The organism is Halopiger djelfimassiliensis, from assembly GCF_000455365.1.
Classification (GTDB): Archaea; Halobacteriota; Halobacteria; order Halobacteriales; family Natrialbaceae; genus Halopiger_B; species Halopiger_B djelfimassiliensis.
On the sequence record NZ_HG315684.1, the window covers coordinates 1,158,129 to 1,166,483 of the forward strand.

General features: G+C 69.2%; 8 protein-coding genes. All 8 read left to right on the plus strand.

The window, feature by feature from the left end; genetic code table 11:
* Nucleotide 1 precedes the first annotated feature (1 nt).
* The gene (locus TX80_RS05795; protein WP_049922076.1) at nt 2-1,207 is read left to right on the plus strand and encodes an Nramp family divalent metal transporter; all 1,206 of its coding nucleotides are present in this window, start codon (nt 2-4) and stop codon (nt 1,205-1,207) included.
* On the plus strand, nt 1,207-3,282 hold the full coding sequence (locus TX80_RS05800; protein ID WP_049922077.1) for a hydantoinase/oxoprolinase family protein: 2,076 nt from the start codon (nt 1,207-1,209) through the stop codon (nt 3,280-3,282). The genes TX80_RS05795 and TX80_RS05800 overlap by 1 nt, the downstream gene beginning before the upstream one ends.
* Nucleotides 3,279-4,904, plus strand: a complete 1,626-nt coding sequence (locus TX80_RS05805) for a hydantoinase B/oxoprolinase family protein (RefSeq protein ID WP_049922078.1) — start codon at nt 3,279-3,281, stop codon at nt 4,902-4,904. Before TX80_RS05800 ends, TX80_RS05805 begins: the two co-directional genes overlap by 4 nt.
* A gap of 63 nt (nt 4,905-4,967) precedes the next feature.
* Entirely contained in the window at nt 4,968-5,348 is a 381-nt protein-coding gene (locus TX80_RS19685; protein ID WP_326544626.1) for a type II toxin-antitoxin system death-on-curing family toxin, read from the plus strand.
* A gap of 21 nt (nt 5,349-5,369) precedes the next feature.
* Complete coding sequence (locus TX80_RS19330; RefSeq protein WP_195893038.1) at nt 5,370-5,507, plus strand: hypothetical protein; 138 nt, start codon at nt 5,370-5,372, stop codon at nt 5,505-5,507.
* Between the two features lie 139 nt (nt 5,508-5,646).
* Entirely contained in the window at nt 5,647-6,417 is a 771-nt protein-coding gene (locus tag TX80_RS05815) for a coenzyme F420-0:L-glutamate ligase (RefSeq protein WP_049922081.1), read from the plus strand.
* A 44-nt stretch (nt 6,418-6,461) separates the two neighbouring features.
* The gene (locus TX80_RS05820) at nt 6,462-7,214 is read left to right on the plus strand and encodes a class I SAM-dependent methyltransferase (protein WP_049922082.1); all 753 of its coding nucleotides are present in this window, start codon (nt 6,462-6,464) and stop codon (nt 7,212-7,214) included.
* Nucleotides 7,215-7,355: 141 nt separating this feature from the next.
* Entirely contained in the window at nt 7,356-8,354 is a 999-nt protein-coding gene (locus TX80_RS05825) for a 5,10-methylenetetrahydromethanopterin reductase (RefSeq protein ID WP_049922084.1), read from the plus strand.
* The last annotated feature ends 1 nt before the right edge of the window (nt 8,355 follow it).

Sequence of the window (8,355 nt, forward strand, 5' to 3'; positions counted from 1 at the left end):
CATGGGAATTGTCGACAGGCTAAAAGCGATCGGACCGGGGGCGCTCGTCGCCGCGGCGTTCGTCGGACCGGGAACCGTCACGACCGCGAGCGTAATCGGTGCCGAGTACGCGTACCTGCTGGTGTGGACGATCGCGTTCTCGATTTTCGCGACGATCGTCCTTCAGGAGATGAGCGCGCGGCTCGGCCTGATCACGAACGAAGGGCTGGGGGAGGCGTTTCGGAACGAGTTCGGAAATCCCCTCGCCAGGGGGATCACCGTCGCCCTCGTCGTGAGCGCGATCGGCATCGGGACGGCGGCGTTCCAGACCGGCAACATCGTCGGCGGCGCGGCCGGTCTGGCGACGATCACCGGCGTCAGCGAAAACGTCTGGGGGCCGCTCATCGGGCTGGTCGCCGCCGGCCTGCTGTGGACCGGCAACTACAAACTGATCGAACGGGTCTTCATCGGGCTCGTGACCGTCATGGGACTTGCGTTCGTGATCAACGCGATCGTCGTCCGGCCGGACGTCGGTTCGCTGTCGCTGGGTCTCGTCCCGACGGTCCCCGACGGCTCCGCGTACCTGATCGCCGGACTCGTCGGCACGACCGTCGTCGGGTACAACCTGTTCCTGCACGCGAGTACCGTCCAGGAGCGGTGGGACGGGGCCGACGACCTCGCGGCCTGTCGCACCGATACGATCGGGATGGTGATCGTCGGCGGCCTCATCACGACGGCGATCGTCGTCACGGCCGCGGCGGTGTTCCCCGCGGGGACCCAGATCGAGGACGTCGGCGCGATGGCCGACCAGCTCGAGCCGGTCTTCGGCGGTTTCGCGCTCACGTTCTTCGCGATCGGGCTGTTCGCGGCCGGCTTTACCAGCGCGATGAGCGCGCCGCTTGCCGGTGCTTACGCGACCGCCGGGGCGCTGGGCTGGGAGCGTGACCTGACCTCGACGCGGTTCCGGTCGATCTGGCTGACGATCATCGGCGTCGGCATCGTCTTCTCGGCGCTGGATTACAACCCCGTCCGGGTCATCGTCTTCGCACAGGTCGCGAACGGACTGCTGTTGCCGGTCCTCGCGGTTTTCCTCATCTACGCGATGAACAACGACGACCTGCTCGGCGAGCACACCAACAGCGCCCTCCAGAACGCCGTCGGCGGACTCGTCACGCTGGTCGTCGTCGGTATCGGTCTCCGAACGCTCTACGACGTCCTGTTGCTCTAATGAACCATTCAAACGTAAACACACGCGACACGAACGCGGACGTATCGATGCACGACGAGACGCGAATCGGCGTCGACGTCGGCGGCACGTTCACCGACGTCGCGCTTGCGGTCGACGACAGCCTCGTCACCGCGAAAGTCCCCAGTACCGATCCCCAACACCGCGGCGTCCTCGAGGGGGTTCACAAGGCCTGCGAGCGCGCGGGCATCGACCCCGGCGAGATCGACGACTTCGCCCACGCGATGACCGTCTCGGTCAACGCCCTGCTCGAGCGCGACGGCGCGCGGACGGCGCTCGTGACGACCACGGGATTCCGCGACGTCCTCGAGATCGGCCGGCAAGACCGGCCCGACCTCTACGATCTCGAGGCCGAGAAACCCGATCCGCTGGTCCCACGCGAACTGCGGTTCGAGATCGACGAGCGGACGACCGCGGACGGCCTCGAGCGACCGGTCGACGAGGACGACGTGCGCGACCTCGCGGCGACCCTGCGCGAGCGAAACGTCGAGGCCGTCGCCGTCTGTCTGCTCCACGCCTACGCCGATCCCGAAAACGAGCGGCTCGTCGCGGAGACGCTACGCGAGGAACTCGAGGTTCCCGTCTCGGCCTCCCACGAGGTGCTCGCGGAGTTTCGCGAGTTCGAGCGCACGTCGACGACGACCGTCGACGCCTACGTGCGACCGGCCATCGACCGCTACGTCGGACGGCTGGTCGACGAAGCCGATGCCGCCGGGATGCCGGCCCCGCGGATCATGCAGGCAAACGGCGGCATCGCCGACCCCGAAACCGTCCGCGAGCACGCCGTTACGACGACGCTGTCCGGTCCCGCCGCGGGCGTCGTCGGCGCTGCGGCGACCGTCGACGACGACGACGTCGCGGGCCTGGTCACCTTCGACATGGGCGGGACCTCGAGCGACGTGAGCCTCGTCCGGGACGGACAGGCCGAGCGAACGACCGACGCCGAGATCGACGGCCTCCCGATCCGGACGCCGATGGTCGACGTCAACACCGTCGGCGCGGGCGGCGGCTCGATCGCGTGGGTCGACGCGGGCGGCGCGCTCCGGGTCGGGCCGGAGTCGGCCGGTGCCGAACCCGGTCCCGCCTGCTACGGCCGCGGCGGGACGGCCCCGACCGTCACCGACGCCAACGTCGTGCTCGGGTACATCGGTCCCGAAACCGCGCTGGGCGGCGAGATGACCCTCGACGTCGAGGCCGCCCGCGACGCGCTGGCCGGACTGGCCGACGAGGCGGGACTCGACGGGGCGCTCGAGGCGGCCCGGGGCGTCTACCGGGTGGCCAACGCGACGATGACCCGGACGATCCGCTCGGTCACCGTCGAGCGGGGCCACGACCCCCGCGAGTTCGCGCTGGTGGCGTTCGGCGGTGCCGGGCCGATGCACGCCGCGGCGCTTGCCGACGCGCTCGAGGTCGAACGCGTCGTCGTCCCGCGACCCGGCGGAGTCCTCTCGGCGTTCGGCCTGCTGGCGGCCGACGAGAGTTACGACGCCGTCCGGACGGTCGGCGTGGAACTCGGGACGGCGGATCGGGACGAGATCGAGACCGTCTACGACGACCTCGTGGCGGACGTGCTCGCGGACGCGTCCGACCCCGACCGGGCGCGGGTCGAGCGCGCGGCCGACTGCCGGTACGCCGGCCAGAGCTTCGAGTTGACCGTCCCCGCCGGCGAGCGCTTCGACGCCGAGACGGTCGCCGACCGCTTCCACGACGCCCACGAGCGGGCCTACGGCTACGCGATGGACGAGACGATCGAAGTCGTCAACCTCCGCGCGACGGCGACCGTGCCGGGGGCCGATCCGGTCGTCCGTCACGACGGCACGGGCGACGCGCACGTCGGGGCGCGCGAAGCACACTTCCCCGGGACCGACGGTACCGGCTCCGGATCGCGGGAGGCGACCGTCTACGACCGCGACCGGCTCGAGGCGGGAACGACCGTTTCCGGGCCGGCAATCCTCGAACAGGCCGAGAGTACCACCGTCGTGCCGCCGACGTGGACGGGCGACGTGCTCGCGGACGGAACGCTTGTCATGACTCGAGCGGAGGTGACCGACCGATGAGCGCGGGTTCGACGGCTGACGGTATCGATCCGGTGACGCTCGAAGTGTTGCGCAACCAACTCGAGAGCGTCGCCGAGGAGATGGGCCAGACCCTGATCCGGGGGGCGTACTCGCCGAACATCAAGGAACGCCGGGACTGCTCGACGGCGCTGTTCGACGCCGAAGGGCGGATGATCGCGCAAGCCGAGCACATCCCGGTCCACCTCGGGGCGATGCCCGCGGCCGTCGACGCCGTCCGCGAGTACGACCCCCAGCCCGGGGACGTGTTCGTGCTCAACGACCCCTTCGCGGGCGGGACGCACCTGCCGGACGTGACGATGGTCTCGCCGCTTGCCCCCGACGGGGAGATCGTCGGCTACGCCGTCTCACGGGCCCACCACGCCGACGTCGGCGGAATGACGCCCGGAAGCATGCCCGCCGGGGCACAGGAGATCTATCAGGAGGGACTGCGACTGCCGCCGACCAGACTCGTTGCGGACGGAACGCTCCGCGAGGACGTCCACTCGCTCGTGCTCGCCAACGTGCGCAACCCCCGCGAACGGCGCGCCGACCTGCGGGCACAGCTGGCCGCGAACGACCGCGCCGAGGAGCGTCTCGCCGCGCTGTTCGACGAGCACGGCCGCGAGACCGTCCTCTCCGGGTTCGACGCCGTGATCGACTACTCCCTCAAGCGGATCACCGACGAGATCGCGGCGCTGTCCGACGGGACCTACGAGGCGACCGACGTGCTCGAGGGCGACGGCGTCACCGACGCGGACATCGAGATCGCCGTCACCGTCACGGTCGACGGCGAGACCATCGACGTCGACTTCTCGGGCACGGCCGAGCAGCTCGCGGGCAACCTCAACGCCCCGCTGGCGGTGGCCACGAGCGCGGTCTACTTCGTCGTGCGGTGTATCACCGATCCCGAGATCCCGCCCAATCAGGGCTGTTACGAACCCGTCACCGTGCGCGCGCCCGAAGGGACCCTGCTGAATCCGGACCCGCCGGCCGCCGTGGTCGGCGGCAACGTCGAAACCAGCCAGCGGGTCACCGACGTGGTCTTTACCGCCCTCGCGCGCGCCGCGCCGGACCGCGTGCCCGCGCAGGGACAGGGGACGATGAACAACCTGACCATCGGCGCGCGGGACGGCTCCTTTACCTACTACGAGACCATCGGCGGCGGGTTCGGTGCCCGCCCCGACCGCGACGGGATGGACGGCGTGCAGGTCGGGATGACCAACACGCTGAACACGCCCGTCGAGTCGATCGAGACCGAGTACCCGCTGCGAGTCGACCGGTACGCGCTCCGGCCGGACAGCGGCGGACGCGGCCGGTATCGGGGCGGTCTCGGCCTCGAGCGAACGGTCACCGTCGAGACCGACGCGACGGTCTCGCTGTTGACCGAGCGCCGCCGCTACGGACCGGCGGGCGTCGCCGGCGGCGAGGACGGCGCTCCCGGCCAGAACCTGATCGACGGGGACCCGGTCCCGGCGAAGACGACGGTCGACGTGGATGCCGGGACGACGGTCACCGTCAGAACGCCGGGCGGCGGCGGCCACGGCGATCCCGACGAGCGCGACCCGGCGGCGCTCGAGGCCGACCGCACCGCCGGGAAATCGACGACACGAGTTGATCGTTGAATCGAACGACGAAACGACGGCGGGTGTCTCAACCCCCGGCGATATCGATTATACCTCGCATCCATTCGAACGGGACATTTTGGGCAGACTCCCGAATCGATTCACGAGAAGGCGTTTCAACTTCTTCGACTCATCGTCGTGAACCATCCGTTCGTTGATGGAAACAAGCGCACGGCACTCAGGTCTACCCGTATATTTTATTCGCTTAATGGACTCGAGTTCGATTACGATCGGAAAATTAAGGAAATCCTCAAAGCCCTCGCAACTGACGAAACGAGCGTCAATTCGGATGCGGTTCTGTCTTATCTTCGGGAAAAGACACATTCACTTGAACCGGAGTACGATTCGACGGTTCAACTGTGGCTCTCACAGATCACGCTGAACGAAAATCAACCCGGCGAGGGAACACCCGACGGATCGAGTGAACCCAACGGTTATGATTAGCGCACGCTTATAGAGAAACAGATGGCTTCCGACGGATCACAGCCGACGGTTCCGGACGACATGTCCCCGGAAGAGGCGCGACGGCATCTCATCCGCCTTCTCGGTCGCCAGGACCTCGCGGAACACGAAGCGATCTACGACGAGTTGGCCCGAGAGTGAATTCGGGACGAGACAGCGGACGGTAGAGCGATCACAACGAACGTTCGAGCCGCGTTTTGGAACGGATGTCCGTTTTCTCGGTTGTCTCGCTATCGTCCGGTGACGGTGCGTTTTTGACGCCGCTCGCTCACTCTCCGGTATGGAACTCGAGCCAGTGGCGGACCTGCCCGAGATCCGCCCCGGCGACGACCTCGCCGCCCTCATCGCCGATCGGGCATCGCTCGAGGAAGGCGACGTGCTCACCGTCGCCAGCACGATCGTCTCGAAGGCCGAGGGCCGGACGGCGGATCTCGAGGACTACCCTCTCAGCGGCCGCGCGAAGGAACTCGCCGACCGGATCGGCGAGCTCACGGGCGAGTCGAAAGACCCCCGGTTCGCACAGGCCGTCCTCGAGGAGAGTACGGAACTGCTGATCGAGTGTCCGTTCCTGCTGACGGAGACGCGGTTCGGACACATCTGCGTCAACGCGGGGATCGACCGCTCGAACGTGCCGGATCACGACATCCTGTTGCTGCCCTCGAACCCGACCGAAAGCGCCGAACGCATCCGCTCGGGGCTTGCAGCGGAGGGGTTCGAGGACATCGCCGTGATCGTCACCGACACCTGCGGGCGGCCGTTTCGCCACGGCCAGCGCGGCGTCGCGCTCGGCTGGGCCGGCATACCCGCGAGCCGGGACTGGCGCGGCGAACGCGACCGCGACGGGCGCGAACTCGGCGTCACCGTCCAGTCGGTCGTCGACGAACTCGCCGCGGCCGCCAACCTCGTGACCGGCGAGGGAGCCGGCGGCACGCCCGCGGTCGTCGTCCGCGACTGGTCGTTCGGCGACCTCGAGGGCAGCGACGAACTCTTCCGGTCGGTCGAGGACGACCTCGTCCGGCAGGCGCTTCGCGAGTGGGAGTTTACCGGCTGACGCCGCCCCCGCGCTTACGGACGCGGCGGTCGTACGACCGCGTGATGGAGACGATCGATCCGGCGTTCGTCTGCCGACGCTGCAGCCGTCGGCTTTCGAACCGCACGGAGACGCTCCGGTGTCCCGACTGCGACGAGACGATCCCGGTCGTCGACGACATCCCGCGCTTTCCCGTCCCCGACGCCGAGTCGTCGACCGGATCGACCTTCGACTGGCTGGCTCCGATCTACGAGACGCCGCTGTGGTTTCGGCCGCTGTACCGCTTCGTCGGCGGCCCGACCGCGCCGGTCGACGACCGGTCGACCGTCGCCGAACTGCTCGACCCCGACGGCCGCTCCGTGCTCGACGTCGCGTGTGGGACGGGCCGGTTCACCCGTGCGATCGACGCCGCGTCGGTCACCGGCATCGACGTCTCCGACGGGATGCTCGAGCGGGCGCGCCGGTACGGAGCCGGCGACGCCAGGTTCGCGCGGATGAGCGCCGATCGGCTGTGGTTCGACGACGGAAGCTTCGACCGGGTGGCCTGCTGTTGGGCGCTGCACCTCCTTCCCGACGTCGAGGCGGCGCTCGAGGAGATGCGCCGCGTCCTGCGTTCCGACGGCTCGATCGCCGGGACCGTACTGGTCGGGGAGTACGTGCTCGAGGCCACGCCCGTCCGGCTGGTCGCACGGCGGACGATCGGCGCCGAGGCGTTCGATCTCGAGGGGTTTCGCGACCGCCTCCGCCGGGCGGGGTTCGGGGCTGTCACGTTCGATCGCCGCGGTGCAGCCCTGTTTTTCCGGGCCGATGCCGAGTAAGGGACGGCGGTGAACCGACGTTTCGGCTACCATCGCCGGTGACGGTGGGCTTTTTGCCCCGCTTGCCGACGCTGGCGATATGCACGCAGATCACGTCCCGACCCTCGCGCACCGAGCGCGCCGAGTACGGAGGGACGACCGATGAGCGATATCACCCACGGGATCGAGCTCACGCCCGAGCACCCGCCGGCGCGCATCGCCGAACTCGCGGCCCGCGCGGAGGCCGAGGGGTTCGACGTCGCGTTCGCGAGCAGCCACTACTTCAACCGCGACCCGTTCGTCACGCTCTCGCGGATGGCCGACGCGACCGACGACATCCGGCTGGGACCGGGCGTCGTCAACCCCTACGAAACCCACCCCGTGAAACTCGCCGCGCAGGCGGCAACGATCGACGAGGTCAGCGACGGCCGGGCCGTCTTCGGCGTCGGTGCCGGCGATCGCTCCTCGCTTTCGAACCTCGGCGTCGAGCGCGACCGGCCGCTCCGGCGGGTCCTCGAGACGTTCGACCTCGCCCGGGAGCTGTGGGCCGGCGAGACGGTCTCCCACGAGGGGACGTTTACGGCGCGGGACGCCTCCCTGAACCTCGATCCGCCGTCCGGCGCGTTGCCGGTCTACGTGGGCGCACAGGGCCCGCACATGCTCCGGATGAGCGCGAAACACGCCGACGGCGTCCTGATCAACGCCGCACATCCGCGGGATCTCGAGTGGGCAGCCGGCGAGATCGAACGGGGACTCGCCGACCGTCCCGACGAACACGGCGCGTTCGAATCGCTCGCGTTCGCGAGCGTCAGCGTCGCCGACGACGAATCCGCGGCACGGGAAGCGGCCCGCCCGCCGGTCGCGTTCATCGTCGGCGGCGCGGCCGACCCGGTCCTCGAGCGCCACGACATCGACCGCGAAGCGGCCAGCGACGTCAGCGCAGCGCTCGAGCGCGGCGAGTTGCCCGAGGCGTTCGACCGCGTCACCGACGACATGATCGACGTCTTCTGTATCGCCGGGACGACGGCCACCGTCGCCGAGCGGTTCGCGGCGGCGCTCGAGCACGTCGACGGGATCGTCGTGGGATCGCCGCTCGGCCCGGATCTCGAGGCGGCTGTCGAGTACGCGAGCGAGGCGCTATCGCGTGCGACACGGGCATAGC